We start from the raw sequence: 14,868 nt of genomic DNA on the forward strand, positions 1-14,868 counted from the left end.
TCGTTCAATCGATGTACCTGAGGCCCGCCTTCTCCAGGCCGGGGCGCATGTTGTACATGTCCAGGCCCAGCACGCCGCTGGCGAGCTTGGCCCGTTTCTCGCCCTCAAAGCTCTCGCGCTTTTGCGCGGCGGCCAGCGTTTCTGCGGCGCGGGCGGCGGGCACACACACCACGCCGTCGTCGTCGGCGACGATCACATCACCCGGCGTGACCAGCGCACCAGCGCACACCACGGGAATGTTCACCGAGCCCAGCGTGGCCTTGATCGTGCCCTTGCTGCTGATGGCGCGGCTCCACACGGGGAAGTTCATCTCCTGCAGCGTCTTCACGTCGCGCACGCCGGCATCGATGATGAGCGCACGCGCACCGCGGGCCTGGAAACTGGTGGCCAGCAGGTCGCCGAAGTAGCCGTCGGTGCATTCGGATGTGACTGCGGCCACCACGATGTCGCCGGGTTGGATCTGCTCGGCCGCCACATGCATCATCCAGTTGTCGCCGGGCTGCAGCAGCACGGTGACGGCCGTGCCACTGACCTGCTGGCCGCCGTAGATGGGGCGCATATAGGGCTTGAGCAGGCCCACGCGGCCCATGGCCTCGTGCACGGTGGCTGAGCCCAGGGCGGCCAGTCCGTCGGCGGCTGCGCGATCGGCGCGGGTGATATTGCGGTAGACAACGCCAAGTTCAAACATGTCAGAGCCCCTTCGCCTTCAGGCGTGAATCGAGTCGGGAGAACACGCGGCGCACATTGCCTTCGTAGATCTGGTGCTTGTCGTCGCCACTCAGGATCTTGGACGCTTCGATGTAGCGCTTGGTGTCGTCGTAGTAGTTGCCGGTGGTGGGATCGATACCGCGCACTGCGCCAATCATTTCGCTGGCGAACAGCACGTTCTTCACCGGGATCACGGTATTGAGCAAATCGATGCCGGGCTGGTGGTACACGCAGGTGTCGAAGAACACGTTGTTCATCAGGTGATCATCCAGCAGCGGCTTCTTCATCTCTTGCGCCAACCCGCGGAAGCGGCCCCAGTGGTAGGGCACCGCGCCGCCGCCGTGCGGGATCAGGAACTTGAGCGTGGGGAAGTCCTTGAACAGGTCGCCCTGGATGAGCTGCATGAAGGCCGTGGTGTCGGCATTGAGGTAATGCGCGCCGGTGGTGTGAAAACACGCGTTGCAACTGGTGCTCACGTGGATCATGGCGGGCAGGTCGTACTCCACCATCTTTTCGTAGATGGGGTACCAGTGCTTGTCGGTCAGCGGGGGGCTGGTCCAGTGGCCACCCGAGGGGTCGGGGTTCAGGTTGATGCCCACGGCGCCGTATTCGTGCACGCACTTTTCCAGCTCAGGGATGCAGGTCGCGGGATCGACACCGGGGCTTTGCGGCAGCATGGCCACGGGCACGAAGTGGTCGGGGAACAGCGTGGAGACGCGATGGCACAGCTCGTTGCAGATGGCGGCCCAGGTGCTGGACACATTGAAGTCGCCGATGTGGTGCGCCATGAAGCTGGCGCGTGGGCTGAACAGCGTGATGTCGCTGCCGCGCTCCTTCATCAGCTTGAGCTGGTTGGTCTCGATGGACTCGCGCAGCTCGTCGTCGCTGATCTGCAGGTCTGCCACCTTGGGCATCTGGGCAGGGTCCTTGATGCCGGCGATCTGCGCATTGCGCCAGTTCTCCAGCGCCTTGGGGGCCGTGGTGTAGTGGCCGTGGCAGTCGATGATGAGGCTCATTTTTGGGTGCTCCTGGAATGTGTTCTTGTGATCGGTCAGGCAGGGGTCATGCCCTGCTGGCGTTTTGCCTCTGCGGCGGCGGGCGACGCCAGGTAGGCCAGCAGCGCACGCGCGGCATCGACCTGTTGCGACTGCGCGCCGATGCCCGCTGAAAACGTGGTGGTGATCTGGATGGCCGGCGGCAGCGGGCCCACGATCTGGATGCCCTGCACATGCAGCAGCTCGCTCAGTTGCTGAAAGCCCAGCGCCACCTCGCCCTTCGCAACCAGCGAGCCCACGGGCACGCCGGGGGGCGCCTGCACCATGCGGGGGGCGATCTGGTCGGCAATGCCCCAGCGCTCGAACAGCTTGGCCAGCGCCACGCCGCTGGGGCCGGTGGACAGGCTGATGCTGCGCGCGGCCAGCACGGCCTGTCGCACGGCGTCTTCGGTGCTGATGTCGGGCAGCGGTGCGCCCTCTGGCACGGCCACGGCCACGCCAGAGTGCACCCAATCCACCTTGCTGCCGGGCAGCAGGTGGCCCCCAGCGAGGAGCTTGTCGATGGCGTCGGAGGCGAGGATGACGACGTCGAAGGTTTCACCAGCCGCCACACGCTTGGCCGCGTCCACACCGCCCACCGATTCAATGGCGGCCTGCGTGCCCGATTGCTGCGCAAAACCGGCCACCAGGTCGGCCAGCACCTGGCGCGTGGCCATGGAGGAAATGCCGCGAATCACAGGCGGGGTCATGCGGTGTCTCCTGCCGGGCTGCGGGCGGCCCAGGCGGTGCTTGCAGTTGTATACATGCCGCCGATTGTGGGCAGCGGCGGCCCAAACATGAAGGCGGCACAGGCACTACCAGATATATCATTCCGTGATCGTTGACCCACAGCTATTGCAATTTGGGCCTGTTCACACTATTTTTGCCAGTGCGAAGGCAGCCCCAGCCACGCCAATCTAGACGCGTGACGACGCCAAGGCCGGAGCCTTGGCTAGGAACGCAACGACGAGTGGCGTGGCTGGGGTTGCCTTCCCTTCGGGTTGCGATGCAAACGGGCCATCCGCTGTGTTGCCAATCCTCGCTGGGGCCGCACCCCAGCTTCGTTTGGCGCCTAGCGCCTGGCCCGTTTGCTTCGCAACGCATCTGGCAAAAATAGTGTGAACAGGCCCTAACAGAGAACCTTGCCATGGACCTCAAGCAGATCGAATACTTTGTGCGGGTGGCCGAGCTGGGCAGCTTTACCCGCGCGTCGGTGGTGCTGGACATCGCCCAGCCCGCACTGAGCCGCCAGGTGCGCCTGCTGGAGGTGGAGCTGCGCCAGAACCTGCTGGTGCGCAACGGCCGGGGCGCCACGCCCACCGAGGCGGGCAAGCTGCTGCTGGAGCACGGGCGCGGCATCCTGCACCAGGTGGAGCGCGCCCGCGAGGAGCTGGGCCGCGTGCGCGGCGCGCTGGCCGGGCGCGTGGCCATTGGCCTGCCGCCCAGCATTGCCAAGGTGCTGACCGTGCCGCTGACCCGCGCCTTCCGCGTGAAGATGCCCGACGCCGCGCTGGCCATCAGCGAAGGGCTGTCGGTAGCCATGCGCGAGTCGCTGACCACAGGCTTGCTCGACATTGCGCTGCTCTACAACACCACGCCCGCGCCCGGCATCGAGACCACGGCGCTCCTGGAGGAGGATCTGTTTCTGGTTCAACGCCGCACCGGGGGCCAAAGCGAGGCAGAGACAGACGCCTTGGCCCGCGTGCCACTGCCGCTGGACGAGCTGCCCCGCTTTCCGCTGGTGATCCCCACGCGCCCCAACTCGATCCGCATGCTGGTGGAATCCGAACTGGCGGCACGGGGCAAGCGCCCGCAGATCAGCCTGGAGATCGACGGCGTGGCCGCCATTCTGGACCTGGTGGCCGACGGTGCTGGCTGTGCCGTGCTGCCCATGAATGCGGTCACCACGTCGGGCAAGCCCGAGGTGTTCAGCACCCGGCCCATCCACGGCGCGGGCAGCGATGCCGATGGAGAAGACAACACCCGCCTGCGCAGCAAGCTCTTCATGGCGGTGAGTTCGCAACGCCCAGCCACACTGACGCAGCAGGCCATGGCGGAGCTGATCCGCTCCACGTTGCAAGCGTTGTACAGGTCTCCCCCCTGAGACGCTGCGCGCCTCCCCCCACGGGGGACGGCGCCCTTGCTTGGCGCCTCTCGCTTTTAGGCAGCGCCAGTTTCACAGGCTGGGGGAGCTATCAGGATCAGGGTCTGTCGGGGGCTTTGGGCAAACTCTCCGAGAGACGATCCGCATAGTCCTGCCAGCGCGCCTCCTTGGGCAGGCCTTGAAAGACGCCTTTGCGCGCGAGATCAGCCACCCACTGCTGCTTCGCCGCAATGGCCGACGCCATCAGCGGCTGCATGCCTGCCTCCTGCACGGTGTGTGCGGACTCACGCATCTCTTCGGCGCGGCGCTGGCCGTGTTGCACCACGCGGCTGAAGAAGTAGCGCCCCTGTTCGTGCCAGTCGATGGACGGGAAGGTCTCGGCCAGGGTGGGCAGCACATGGTCTTCCACGCCGTAGCGGCGGGCCGTGGCGTAGCTCTCGATCACCAGCGCCTCCAGCCCCTTGATCATGATGCTGCGGCACATCTTGATGGCGCTGGCCACGCCCAGCTGCTCGCTCACCGGCTTGGCGTCCATACCCCAACCCACCAGCACGGAGGCCAGTGCTTCGGCCTGGGGTCCACCGAGCAGCATAGGCACGCGGATGCCGTAGGGGGGCACCGAGGTCATCACCCCCGCCTCGACATAGAGGGCACCGCGCGCCTCGATGAGCGCAGCGGCCTGCTGCTTGGTGCCGGGCGATGCGGAGTTGAGGTCCAGAAACACAGTGCCGGGGCGGATGTGCTGCGCCGCCTCCAGCGCCACAGCGAGTGTGTTCGACGCGGTGACGGCCGAGATGACGCAGTCGCAGCGTGTGCAAAGTGCCTGCATCGAATCCACCGCCACGACACCGCCCTGCGCGGCGTGCTGCTGCAATGCGTCGCGGTGCGCGGCGTCGGCCAGCTTCAGGTCCCAGGCGGCGACGGAGGCCACGCCGGGCTGAACGCGCAAGCCCGCACTGAAGATCTTGCCCACCTCGCCATAGCCCACGAGGCCGATGTGTGTGATGTTCATTCAATGTCCCTTTCAGCCTCCGCACCACCGCTGGCACCGCAGGCGTGCAGCGGTGGTACTCACTGCCGCGCGATCTTGGCCCGTGCGATCACGTCGCTCCAGCGGCGCACATCAGCAGCCAGGTGTTCGCCCAGCTGCGCGGGGGTGCTGCCCTGGGCGTTGAGATTCAGCTCCAGCAGGCGCTTTTTCACATCGGGCTGGGCCAGCGCGGCCTGCACCTCGCGCGAGAGACGCTCCACCACGGCAGCGGGTGTTTTGGCGGGCACGGCCAGGCCGTTCCACGACGTGACGTTGAAGCTGGCCAACGGCCCACCGCTTTCGCGCACCGTGGGCACATCGGGCAGCTGAGCGGCACGCTGGGCGCCCATCACAGCCAATGGCCGCAAGGCCTTGGCGCCGATTTGCGGCATGAGGCCGCCCAGGATGTCGATCATCACGTCGATCTCGCCACCGCGCACCGCGGTGATGACGGGAGGCGTACCGTTGAAGGGCACCACCTGCGCGTCGATGCCCGCCGTCACCTTGAACAGCTCGGCGGCCAGGTTCTGCGTGGTGCCGATCTGCGGGGTGCCAATGTTGAGCTTGCCAGGGTGGGCGCGGGCGTAGGCCAGCAGCTCGGCCAGGGTGGTAAAGCGCCCGCCTTCCTTGACCACTACGGCCAGGTCGAACGTGGCCAGCAGCGAGACTGGGGCAAAGTCCTTGAGGGTGTCGAACGGCAAGGCTTTGAAAAGCGCTGCACTGACGGCCGTGCCGCTGCTGACCAACAGCAGCGTGTGGCCATCGGGCTCGGCACGCGCCACCAGGTCACCTGCCACCACGCCACCCGCGCTGGGCTTGTTCTCGATGACCACGCTTTGCCCCAACGGGCCAGCAATCTTCTGGCCCACGGTGCGTGCCGTGATGTCGGCCGCGCCACCAGCGGCGTTGGGCACCACGATGCGCAGGGGGCGGGAGGGAAAGGCCGATTGCGCCACGGCAGGTGCAGCCGCACCGCAAGACGACGCCGCCAGCCAGCTCAGAAGGGTTCTGCGGTGCAGTGCTTGCATGGTGACCGCTACCTTGCCACGCCCAGCAGGCGGTCGAGCAACTCGGGCTGCGCACTCAGCTCGGCGGCCGTGCCGGTGTGCACCACCGTGCCCCGGTCCAGCACGGCGGCGCGGTCTGAGATGGCCAGGATGGCCTGCGGATGCTGCTCCACGATGATGGCAGAGAGACCCTCTTCGCGCGTGATGCGGCGGATGGCGCGCAGCAGCTCTTCCACAATGATGGGTGCGAGGCCTTCGAGCGGCTCATCCAGCAGCAGCAGGCGTGGGTTGAGCACCAACGCGCGGCCCACGGCCAGCATCTGCTGCTCGCCCCCCGACAGCTGTGTGCCCAGGTTGGTCTTGCGCTCGGCCAGGCGCGGGAACATTTCGTACACGCGCTCAGGCGTCCAGGGCCGGGCGCTGGAGCCCTTGCGGCCGGGGCGCGCCACGGCCGTGAGGTTCTCGTGCACCGTGAGCGACTTGAAGATATTGCGCTCTTGCGGCACCCAGCCAATACCGGCGGCTGCGCGCTCGTGCGACGGCAGCTTGTGCAGCGCCACGCCGCCCAGGCTCACGCTGCCCGCATGCTGGCGCGTGGCCCCGGCCAGCGTGTTGATGAGCGTGGTCTTGCCCGTGCCATTGCGGCCCAGCAGGGCCAGTGTGTCGCCCTCGGGCAGGGCCAGTGAAATGCCTTGCAGCACCACGGCCTCGCCATAGCCCGCACTCAGGCCCTCGATGCGCAAGAGTTCAGACATGGGCGTCCTCCCCGTGTCCCAGATACACGGCCTTCACCTGCGGGTCGTTCGCAATGGTGTCCGGGTCGCCCTCGGTAAGCACGGTGCCGTTGACCAGCACCGTCATGCGGTTGGCGAAGCTGAAAACCAGGTCCATATCGTGTTCGATCAAAAGCACCGAGACATCGGCGGGCAGGGCTGCCACGGTCTGCAGCAGTTCCTCACGCTCCCCCGCAGGCACGCCGGCCACGGGCTCATCCAGCAGCAGCACGCGCGGCTCACAGGCCAGGGCAATCGCGATCTCCAGCAGGCGGCGCTTGCCGTAGGCCAGCACGCGCGTTTCCTCGGCCATCACCGAGGTGAGGTGGAACTGCTCCAGCAGCTGCTCGCAGCGCTCGGTGACGGCCTTGCGCGCACCCAGCGGTTGCCACCATTTGCCGCCCAGGCCTTGCTGTTGCGACACGGTGAGCGCCAGCGTCTCCAGCGGCGTGAGGGTGTCGAACAGCTGGTTGATCTGGAACGTGCGCACCATGCCGCGCTGCACCCGCTGGTGCGGCGCAAGGCGGGTGATGTCCCGGCCTTCCAACGTGATCGAGCCTTCGGTGGGCTCCAGCACGCCGGTCAGCAGGTTGATGAGCGTGGTCTTGCCCGCACCGTTGGGGCCGATGAGCGCATGGCGTGCGCCCTTTTTCAGATTCAGCGTGACGTTGTTGGTGGCGGTGATGCCGCCAAAGCGCATGACGAGCCCCTGCGCGGAGAGCACGGTGGTGTTATCGGTGTTCATGCGTTTCTCCCGAACCACGTCCAGGGACGAAATAGCCGTTCGCGCCCCACCAGCACCAGCACCACCAGGAACAGGCCGATCCAGAACGTCCAGTACTGGGGCGTGACCGACGAGATCACGTCCTGCAGCAGCTTGAAGCCAATAGCGCCCAGGATGCCGCCGTAGAGCCATCCCACGCCGCCGATCACGAGGATCAACATCACATCGGCCGAGCGGTGGAACTCAAACAGATCAAGCGATGCAAAACCTGTGGTCTGCGTAAGCAAGGCGCCCGCAGCCCCGGCCAGCGCGGCGGCCAGCGTATACACCTGAGCAAGTTTGGCCGTGACCGGGATGCCGATGGCCATGGCGCGCAGCCGGTTGTCGCGGATGGCCTTGAGCGTGGCACCAAACGGCGATTGCACGATACGCCGAGCGATCAAAAAGAACACCAGCAGCACGGTAAGCGAATACCAGGCAGCAGTGCGGCCGTAGAGGTCGAAATCAAATTTTCCGAGCACGGGGCCCATGACCACTCCCTGCAGACCATCGGCGCCGCCGGTCAGCCAGTCGAGCTTGTTGGCCAGCTCCAGCATCACCAGGCCCACGCCCAGCGTGACCATGAGGCGGGTGAGATCGGTGCCGCGCATGATGGTGAGCGACGCCACGGCGCCGAGTACGGTGGCAGCGCCAATGCCCACGGCCAGGCCGACCAGCGGATCGGGCATCACATGTTTGGCAAACAGCGCCGCTGCATAGCCGCCCAGCCCGAAGAAGGCCGCATGGCCCAGCGAGACGATGCCGGTGTAGCCCAGGATCAGGTCCAGCGACAGGGCAAACAGCGCGACGATGGCGATCTCGTTGATGATGAGCGCATGGCTGGGCAGTGCCAGCGGCGCCACGAAGGCCAGCAGCCAGAGCACGGGCTCCCACCAGCGGAAGCGGCGCGCTTGCAACAAGGTGTTGTGCGGGTTCGCCATCATTTGCCTCCCTTGCGCACAAAGAGGCCTTGGGGGCGCCAGATGAGGATCAGGATCATGAGGCTGTACACAATGAAAGCGCCCAGCTTGGGGATGTAGTACTTGCCCGCCACGTCGGCAATGCCCAGCAGCAGTGCGGCCAGCAGCGGGCCGGTGATGGACGAGGTGCCGCCCACCGCCACCACGATCAGAAAATAGATCATGAACTTGAGCGGAAAGCTCGGGTCGAGCCCCAACACCTCGGCGCCCAGCGCACCCCCCAGGCCAGCGAGGCCCGAGCCGAACGCAAAGGTGGACAGGAACACGATGTTCACGTTGATGCCCATGCCAGCGGCCACGCGCTGGTCATCCACGCTGGCGCGCAGACGGCTGCCGAAGCGGGTTTTTGTCAACACGTATTGCAGTGCGATGGTGAGCGCCGCACACACTGCGATGATGAACAGCCGGTAGTGGCCCATGCCCAGCATCAGCGCACCCTCGCCAATCTCGGTGCGGCCCTTGAGCCATTCGGGCAGCTGCATGATCTGCTGCGTGGAGCCCACAAAATAGTCCACGCTGGCCACCGCCATGAACACCAGGCCGATGGAAAACAGCACCTGGTCCAGGTGGGCCTTGTGGTAGAGCGGCCGGTACAACGTGCGCTCCAGCACTCCACCCAGCAACGCCGAGCCCAAAAAGGCCAGCGGCAGGCAGACCAGGAAGGGCACGTCCAGGCGCTGCATGAGCAACACGGTGATGTAGCCCCCCGCCATGGCAAAGGCGCCGTGCGCAAGGTTGATGAAATTCATCAGCCCCATGGTCACGGCCAACCCCACCGCCAGGATGAACAGCAGCATGCCGTAGGCAACGCCGTCAAAAAGAATGGTCAGCATGAAATCACTTCATTGAAGACAAAAAAGGCCCACAGTGCCCAGGACTGTGGAATTGGGGCGAATTACCAAGGCTGAGCGCTCAACCTGCACGCCCCGGCTTCGACAGGCTCAGCCCGAACGGATGGAGGAAGGCCACCGCCCCTCGCAACCGGCGCGCCCCAGGCGAGGGCCGCCGTGCAAGGGCCGCCCCGCCGCACTGGCAGTGTCCCCCTGTAGGGGGAAGGCGCGCAGCGCCTCAGGGGGTTACTTCGTTTTTCCGGGGTCCTTCACGTCCTTGATGACGTCGAATTCCACGTTGTACAGCTGGCCGTTCACACGCTCCACCTTGCGCAAGTACACGTTCTGCACGATGTCACGGGTCTGTGCATCGATGAACACGGGGCCGCGGGGGCTCTCGAAGATCTGGCCCTTCATGGCGGTCAGCAGTGCATCACCGCCGCCCGCACCCTTGGTGGCCTTGAGCGCTTCATAGATGACGCGCATGCCGTCGTAGCCGCCCACGGCCATGAAGTTGGGGCGTAGGCCCTTGTTGGCCTTCTCGAAAGCCTCGACAAACTTCTTGTTCAGCGGCGAGGGGTGTGCGGCCGAGTAGTGGTGCGACGTGACCACGCCCAAGGCGCCATCACCCATGTCGTTCAGTTGATCGTCATCGGTCACATCGCCGGTGGCGATGAGCTTGATGCCGGCCTTGTCCATGCCGCGCTCCAGGAACTGCTTCATCACCGCGGCACCCGCGCCCGAAGGCACAAAGACGAACAGTGCGTCGGGCTTGGCGTCGCGCACTTTTTGCAGGAAAGGGGCGAAGTCGGGGTTGCGCAGCGGCACGCGCAGGGCTTCGGTGACCTGGCCGCCGTTGAAGGTCAGGCGCTGGTTGAAATACTTCTCGGCATCGATACCCGGGCCGTAGTCGCTGACCAGGGTCACCACCTTCTTGATGCCGTTCTTGGGCGCCCAGTCGGCCAAGGCCACGGACACCTGGGGCAGCGTAAAGCTGGTGCGCACCACATACGGCGATGCCTCGGTGATGCTGGACGTGGCGGCGGCCATCACCACCAGCGGGGTCTTGGACTGCGTGGCCAAGGGCGCGGTGGCCATGGCCGAGGGCGTGATACCCATGCCGGCGAGCACGTTGACCTTTTCGTTCACCACCAGTTCCTGGGCCAGGCGGCGCGTCACGTCGGGCAGGCTGGTGTCGTCCTTGATGATGAGCTGCACCTTCTTGCCCGCCACGGTGTCACCGTTTTGCGCCATGTAGAGGCGGGCAGCGGCTTCGATCTGGCGACCAGTGGTGGCTTGCTGGCCCGTCATGGGCAGGATCAGGCCGATCTTGAAGATGTTGTCCTGCGCCGATGCGGGCACTGCGGCCAGGAGGCCTGCGGAAAGGGCCACGGCGGCAGCGGCCGAGGCGCGAAGAAGGCGGCGTTTTTGCATCGTTGTCTCCTGTGGATGTCGTTGTATACAGAAAAATGCTGGAGGGAGTTTGGCGTGGCCCGCGTTATTTCACAAGCGAGAATTCGAGCATTCAGGTATCCCAAAACGGCATAGCCACACCCCGCCAGGCGCGGGGTTATGCGCACCAGGAAGCCTCTGCGCGCATCCCACGGGCGTGCGGATCTGCGGTTCCAGGCGACCTGCGGCATTGCCAACGCCTCGCAATGGCTCGGGCGATCCGATCACCGTGGCTTTCGCCCTGCAGCCCGTCCTGATCCGCAGCCCACACCCACGCTCGATTCGTACAGAGGCGCTAGCGAATCAGTTGCACCCCGGGCAGACCCTGCCCCTGGGACGCCTGGACGGCGGCCAGCAGGTTGCGCCGGGTGATGCGCGAATGTTCGCGCATGATGGCCTCGGCCCGCGCGCCTTCGCGCCGCTCGATGGCGTCAAGCGCCTGGCGGTGCTGGTCCTGCGCCACCACCAGCATGTCGCGCGCTTGCGGTGAATGGGTCTGCACCACCACAAAGGCCGATGGCGATGCAAACGGCAGGCCCTTGACCCGGTCCAGCTCGCGGGCCACCACATCACTGCCCACCATGCGGCTGAGCAGCCGGTGAAAAAGTGCGTTGAGCTCCACATAGCGCGAAAAACCCTCGTCATTCAACGTGGGCGGGCTCAGCGTGGCGTCAATCGCGTCCAGGCAGGCATGGGCCTCGGCCAGCACCGCCGGCTCCACACCGCGCTCTGCCGCCAGGCGCGCGGCCAGCCCCTCCATGGTGCCGCGCAGTTCGATGGCATCGGCCACATCGGTCTCGGAAAACGTGCGCACGGCATAGCCCCCGCCGGGCAGCCGGTGCAGCAGGCCCTCCTGCTCCAGCCGCATCAGCGCCGCGCGGATGGGCGTGCGCGAAACGCCCAGCTTTTCGACCAGGGTCAGCTCTGCAATGCGCGCGCCGCCAGGCAGCTCGCCCGCCAGGATCATCTCGCGCAGCCGCAGCTGCGCCTTGACGGCCTGGGACGTACCGGCTTCGGCCGCCTCGCCCAAAGAGGCTGCGACCAGGGGTTCGGGATGGTTCATGGTGGGTGGCGTGGGCAGGGAGAACGGTGCGGGGCAGAAACAAGGCGGGTGCGCGGCACGCCTGGCAGCAATGTATACACAAATCCACTGCACATCCATCTCAAAATCCATGACTACCATACAAAACAACAACTTACGAGATATACCAGAGTGCAATAACTGTTTTATGCCTTTTCTATGTATACATAAATTCCACTTTTTCGCACAATCAGCCCACGAAACACGCGATCTGCCGGCTGGCTGTATACCAAGCCTGCGACGACCACATCCACCCCACGGAGAGAGACAATCATGTTTCCTAAAAACACCTGGTACGTAGCCTGCACACCCGACGAGATCGCCGACAAGCCCCTGGGCCGCACGATTTGCGGCGAAAAAATGGTGTTCTACCGCCCTGCGCCCGACCAGGTCGCCGCGCTGGATGACTTCTGCCCGCACCGGGGTGCTCCGCTGTCGCTGGGCAGCGTGTGTGACGGCCACTTGCAATGCGGCTACCACGGCCTGCGCGTGGAATGCACCGGCAAGTCCGTGTCCATGCCCGGACAGCGTGTGCAGGGCTTTCCCAAGACGCGCAGCTTTCCGGCGGTCGAGCGCTACGGCTTCATCTGGGTGTGGCCCGGTGATGCCGCACAGGCCGACCCCACCAAGATCCACCACCTGCACTGGGCCGACAACCCCGAGTGGGCTTATGGCGGCGGGCTGTACCACATTGCCTGCGACTACCGCCTGATGGTCGACAACCTAATGGACCTCACGCACGAGACCTACGTGCACTCCACCAGCATCGGCCAAAAAGAGATCGACGAGGTGCCCTGCAAGACCCGTGTGGAGGGGGATGAGGTCATCACCAGCCGCTTCATGGAAGGCATCGAAGCCCCTCCCTTCTGGAAGATGGCGCTGCGCATGAACGGCCTGCCCGACGACCAGCTGGTGGACCGCTGGCAGATCTGCCACTTCACGCCGCCCAGCCATGTGCTGATCGAGGTGGGCGTGGCGCTGGCCGGCCACGGCGGCTACGACGCGCCGGCCGACAAGAAGGCGTCGAGCATCGTGGTGGACTTCATCACGCCCGAGACCGAGACCTCCATCCACTACTTCTGGGGCATGGCGCGCAACTTCAAACCCCAAGACCCTTCACTGACGACCCAAATCCGCGAAGGCCAGGGCAAGATTTTTGCCGAGGACCAGGAAATGCTGGAGATGCAGCAGCAGAACCTGCTGCGCTACCCCGAACGCAAGCTGCTCATGCTCAACATCGACGCCGGTGGCGTGCAGTCGCGAAAGGTGCTCGACCGCGTCATCGCCGCCGAGCGCGCACCTGAGCCGCAACAGGTGGTGGCCGCATGACCGCGCAGGAAACACTCCAAGTCCGCGTCGTCAGGAAGCAGGCCGAGGCCGATGGCATCGCCAGCTTTGAGCTGGCGCGCGTGGACGGCGCCGCGCTGCCGCCGTTCAGCGCAGGCTCGCACATCGATGTGCATCTGCCTGGTGGTCTGACGCGGCAGTATTCGCTGTGCAACGCCTCGCACGAATCACACCGCTACCGCATTGCCGTGCTGCGCGACCCGGCGTCGCGCGGTGGCTCGGTCGCCATGCACGACAGCGTGCACGAGGGCGACGTGATCACCATCAGCACGCCCCGCAACCACTTTGCGCTGCACCCGGCGCAGCACACGGTGCTGCTGGCGGGCGGCATCGGCGTGACACCCCTGCTGTGCATGGCCGACCGGCTGGCCCGCACCGGTGCGGACTATGCCCTGCACTACTGCACGCGCTCTGCCGAACGCACGGCATTCGCGGGCGAAATCGCCGCATCACCCATGGCGCCGCGTGTGCACTTCCATTTCGATGCAGGAACACCCGAGCAGAAGCTGGACCTGGCCGCCGTGCTGGCCGCGCCCGGCCCGGACAAGCGCCTGTATGTGTGTGGCCCGGCGGGTTTCATCGACCATGTGGTGAACACCGCCAAGGCCATGGGCTGGGCGCAGGACCACATTCACCTGGAGTACTTTGGCGCGCCGGCACAGGACACCTCGGGCGACCAGGGCTTTGAAGTGCGTATTGCCAGCACCGGCAAGGTCTACGCCATCGCGCCCGATGTGTCGGTGGTGGAAGCCCTGCGCGGTGAAGGCATCGACATCCTGACCTCTTGCGAGCAGGGCGTGTGTGGCACCTGCCTTACCCGGGTGCTGGAGGGCGAGGTGGACCACCGCGATATGTACCTGACGGACGAAGAAAAGGCCGCCAACGAACAGTTCATGCCCTGCTGCTCGCGCGCGCGCAGCAAGCTGCTGGTGCTGGATCTGTGAAATTGAACACCCCCTGAGTCGCCTGCGGCACCTCGGTGCCGCCGCCAGAGTCGGCGGCTCTTCGGGCTCGTCCAGGCCTGCACAGGCAGGCCCGGAGCCGCAGCCCTCAGCCCCTGAAGGGGGACGAGGCCCGCGCTGCGGGGCAGCCCTTGCTCGGCGTCCTTCGCGCGGGGCGTGCCAGGTTCACGCGATGGCGCGCTGGAGTTGGGCCGAATTACTCCTGAATTTATAGCTGCTAGCGCATATCCATCAAGCGCCAGCGGCCAATTTCATTCAAATTTTACTCTTCCACCGCAGTCCGGATGGTGTCGCGGCCGTGGCGGTCCTTGGCGCGGCCCAGGTCGGTATCGAGGGCGCGGGCCAGCTTGTCGGCGGCGCCGATGAAGGCGTTGGCCATCTTGTCGGCTTCGTCGGTCACGGTAACGGGCTGGCGGCCGGTCACGCGGGCTTCGATGCGGCAGCGCTTGTCGTTGGCGCCAGACTTGCCCGCGTCCAGATCCGACAGAAACACCTCCAGCCGCGTGACGTGGTCCTGAAAGCGCGACAGCCGGCTCTTGGACTCGTCGGTGATCCATTGCGCGAGCGACTCGCCGCCGTGGATGTGGTCGTCGGTGTTGACTTGTACTTGCATCAGGATTCCTTTCAGATGACGTTGCTCAGGGGTCCATGATGGCACCGCAGGCCTTGCCCCCGGTAAACACATGTCAAAACATCCTAAGAACCTGCTCAAGGTCTTTTCGGGGATCACATTGGAGTGCCATCGTGATGGACGTGAATGCTTCGGATGCGCCGCATGGGCTCGTGCCCATGCAGGC

At 65.5% G+C, this 14,868-nt stretch carries 15 protein-coding genes; 3 read left to right on the top strand and 12 right to left on the bottom strand.

The window, feature by feature from the left end:
- Positions 1 to 4: 4 nt before the first annotated feature.
- The 3 genes from ligK to ARADN35_RS0117375 are packed head-to-tail and all read right to left on the bottom strand — an operon-like array spanning position 5 to position 2,452.
- Positions 5 to 688 carry a 4-carboxy-4-hydroxy-2-oxoadipate aldolase/oxaloacetate decarboxylase gene (ligK, locus tag ARADN35_RS0117365; protein ID WP_010464349.1) on the bottom strand — a complete coding sequence of 228 codons (684 nt, stop codon included), beginning with the start codon at positions 686 to 688 and terminating at the stop codon, positions 5 to 7.
- A 1-nt stretch (position 689) separates the two neighbouring features.
- Positions 690 to 1,724: an amidohydrolase family protein gene (locus ARADN35_RS0117370; RefSeq protein ID WP_010464351.1), complete on the bottom strand. Its 1,035-nt coding sequence runs from the start codon at positions 1,722 to 1,724 to the stop codon at positions 690 to 692.
- A 35-nt stretch (positions 1,725 to 1,759) separates the two neighbouring features.
- Positions 1,760 to 2,452: a substrate-binding domain-containing protein gene (locus tag ARADN35_RS0117375; RefSeq protein ID WP_010464352.1), complete on the bottom strand. Its 693-nt coding sequence runs from the start codon at positions 2,450 to 2,452 to the stop codon at positions 1,760 to 1,762.
- Between the two features lie 437 nt (positions 2,453 to 2,889).
- Here ARADN35_RS0117375 and ARADN35_RS0117380 point away from each other — a divergent pair, with 437 nt between their 5' ends.
- The gene (locus ARADN35_RS0117380; RefSeq protein WP_010464354.1) at positions 2,890 to 3,846 is read left to right on the top strand and encodes a LysR substrate-binding domain-containing protein; all 957 of its coding nucleotides are present in this window, start codon (positions 2,890 to 2,892) and stop codon (positions 3,844 to 3,846) included.
- Positions 3,847 to 3,943: 97 nt separating this feature from the next.
- On the opposite strand, the gene ARADN35_RS0117385 is transcribed toward ARADN35_RS0117380, so the two are convergent.
- The 8 genes from ARADN35_RS0117385 to ARADN35_RS0117420 all read right to left on the bottom strand — a co-directional run bounded on the left by ARADN35_RS0117385 (position 3,944) and on the right by ARADN35_RS0117420 (position 11,744).
- Positions 3,944 to 4,858 carry an NAD(P)-dependent oxidoreductase gene (locus tag ARADN35_RS0117385; protein WP_010464356.1) on the bottom strand — a complete coding sequence of 305 codons (915 nt, stop codon included), beginning with the start codon at positions 4,856 to 4,858 and terminating at the stop codon, positions 3,944 to 3,946.
- Between the two features lie 59 nt (positions 4,859 to 4,917).
- Complete coding sequence (locus tag ARADN35_RS0117390; protein ID WP_010464358.1) at positions 4,918 to 5,904, bottom strand: tripartite tricarboxylate transporter substrate binding protein; 987 nt, start codon at positions 5,902 to 5,904, stop codon at positions 4,918 to 4,920.
- An 8-nt stretch (positions 5,905 to 5,912) separates the two neighbouring features.
- The gene (locus ARADN35_RS0117395) at positions 5,913 to 6,638 is read right to left on the bottom strand and encodes an ABC transporter ATP-binding protein (RefSeq protein WP_010464360.1); all 726 of its coding nucleotides are present in this window, start codon (positions 6,636 to 6,638) and stop codon (positions 5,913 to 5,915) included.
- Positions 6,631 to 7,401, bottom strand: coding sequence for an ABC transporter ATP-binding protein (locus ARADN35_RS0117400; protein ID WP_010464362.1), 771 nt, complete (start codon positions 7,399 to 7,401; stop codon positions 6,631 to 6,633). Before ARADN35_RS0117400 ends, ARADN35_RS0117395 begins: the two co-directional genes overlap by 8 nt.
- Positions 7,398 to 8,360 carry a branched-chain amino acid ABC transporter permease gene (locus ARADN35_RS0117405; protein WP_010464363.1) on the bottom strand — a complete coding sequence of 321 codons (963 nt, stop codon included), beginning with the start codon at positions 8,358 to 8,360 and terminating at the stop codon, positions 7,398 to 7,400. The genes ARADN35_RS0117400 and ARADN35_RS0117405 overlap by 4 nt, the downstream gene beginning before the upstream one ends.
- Complete coding sequence (locus ARADN35_RS0117410; RefSeq protein WP_010464364.1) at positions 8,360 to 9,232, bottom strand: branched-chain amino acid ABC transporter permease; 873 nt, start codon at positions 9,230 to 9,232, stop codon at positions 8,360 to 8,362. Before ARADN35_RS0117410 ends, ARADN35_RS0117405 begins: the two co-directional genes overlap by 1 nt.
- Before the next feature lie 243 nt (positions 9,233 to 9,475).
- Positions 9,476 to 10,663: an ABC transporter substrate-binding protein gene (locus tag ARADN35_RS0117415; RefSeq protein ID WP_010464365.1), complete on the bottom strand. Its 1,188-nt coding sequence runs from the start codon at positions 10,661 to 10,663 to the stop codon at positions 9,476 to 9,478.
- Positions 10,664 to 10,976: 313 nt separating this feature from the next.
- A complete protein-coding gene (locus tag ARADN35_RS0117420) occupies positions 10,977 to 11,744 on the bottom strand; it encodes a GntR family transcriptional regulator (protein ID WP_029414134.1) in 768 nt (255 codons plus the stop codon).
- Positions 11,745 to 12,035: 291 nt separating this feature from the next.
- On the opposite strand from ARADN35_RS0117420, the gene ARADN35_RS0117425 reads away from it, so the two are divergent.
- Positions 12,036 to 13,091 carry an aromatic ring-hydroxylating dioxygenase subunit alpha gene (locus ARADN35_RS0117425; RefSeq protein WP_010464367.1) on the top strand — a complete coding sequence of 352 codons (1,056 nt, stop codon included), beginning with the start codon at positions 12,036 to 12,038 and terminating at the stop codon, positions 13,089 to 13,091.
- On the top strand, positions 13,088 to 14,053 hold the full coding sequence (locus ARADN35_RS0117430; protein ID WP_010464368.1) for a PDR/VanB family oxidoreductase: 966 nt from the start codon (positions 13,088 to 13,090) through the stop codon (positions 14,051 to 14,053). Before ARADN35_RS0117425 ends, ARADN35_RS0117430 begins: the two co-directional genes overlap by 4 nt.
- A gap of 280 nt (positions 14,054 to 14,333) precedes the next feature.
- On the opposite strand, the gene ARADN35_RS0117435 is transcribed toward ARADN35_RS0117430, so the two are convergent.
- Complete coding sequence (locus ARADN35_RS0117435) at positions 14,334 to 14,684, bottom strand: HPF/RaiA family ribosome-associated protein (protein ID WP_010464369.1); 351 nt, start codon at positions 14,682 to 14,684, stop codon at positions 14,334 to 14,336.
- Positions 14,685 to 14,868 lie beyond the last annotated feature (184 nt).

This window comes from Acidovorax radicis N35 (assembly GCF_000204195.1).
GTDB classification, from domain to species: domain Bacteria; phylum Pseudomonadota; class Gammaproteobacteria; order Burkholderiales; family Burkholderiaceae_C; genus Acidovorax; species Acidovorax radicis.